This window comes from Undibacterium sp. GrIS 1.8 (genome assembly GCF_040544445.1).
Lineage (GTDB): Bacteria > Pseudomonadota > Gammaproteobacteria > Burkholderiales > Burkholderiaceae_D > Undibacterium.
The window spans coordinates 1-1158 of the sequence record NZ_JBEONQ010000141.1; the positions used below are offsets into that span (position 1 = coordinate 1).

1 protein-coding gene is annotated in these 1158 nt (G+C 51.1%); it reads right to left on the bottom strand.

What is annotated here, in order from left to right; translation table 11 throughout:
• Positions 1–1079: IS21 family transposase (gene istA, locus AAKU64_RS22580; RefSeq protein WP_354363118.1), on the bottom strand; the 1079-nt coding region annotated here is incomplete at its 3' end.
• Positions 1080–1158 lie beyond the last annotated feature (79 nt).

The following is a 1158-nucleotide window of genomic DNA, read 5'->3' on the forward strand; positions in this document are numbered from 1 at the left end:
TTCTTCTCCAGAACAGGCAGGTAATGCCAGGGATCACAAATCAACTGGTCACGACTGAATTGACGGGCATGGGCGGCAATCACTTCGCCCTGTGCGACGACCCGCACCAGATTTGCTGTCGTGCGAACAGATACCGCCTGCCCGGCAAACCGCGCTGGCACACTGTACTTATTCCGGTCTACTTTCACTAGACAAGTGGACGAGGCACGCATCATTTTTTCTACATAGCCATCAAAGTGCGCGCTGACAGGTCGAAGCAAAGGCTGCTCATCAGCATAACAGTCTGCAATGGTGCGCTGACTTTGTGTCGGGTGCATACGTTGCGCTAATTCCTGGCAGCGGGTTGTGAGCCACGCATTTAAATCCGCAAAGGAAGCAAAGCGGGCCAACGGGGTAAACAGCCATTCCCGTACATTGCCAACTTGATTCTCGACCTGACCTTTCTCCCAACCAGAAGCAGGAGTGCAGGCCACTGGTTCAAACAGATAATGATTGGCCAGCGTTAAAAAGCGCCGGTTAAATTGACGTTCTTTACCGACAAAGACGGTGTCGACGACGGTCTTGAGATTATCGTAAATCAGACGGGCAGGCACACCGCCAAAGAAGGTAAATGCCCGGATGTGCGCATCAAAGACCATTTCCTGCGTTTCTCTGGGATAGGCGGCCACAAACATTTGGCGGCTATAGGCTAACCGGAAATGGGCGACTTTAATCGTTTGCATGATGCCAGCGATTTCCACCTGTTCCTGGCTCCAGTCAAACTGGCAGGCATCGGCTGGCAGAAACACCAACGGAATAAACGCTTCGGTGATTTTTGGACCATGTGCGCTGGATTTCCACTGTTTTACAAATCGTTGAATGCTGTCGTAGGCCCCGCCGTAACCTAGTTCCTGTAGCCCCTCAAATAGCCGTTGCGCTGTTCGGCGCCGTGATCGGGGTAGTTTGGATTCTTCTTCTAACCAGGAGGTTAGCTGGTCTTTATATTCATCGAGGCGGGGTGAAACCGTTAGCAGCCGCTGATATTTAGGCTGTTCGACGGTATTGAGATGTTTGCGTACGGTCGGCCGGGAGAGTCCCATTTCTCTCGCAATGGCAGAAATCGATTGTTTCTGTACTGAATGACGTCTTCTTATTTCGTAAATGATGTCCATATAAATC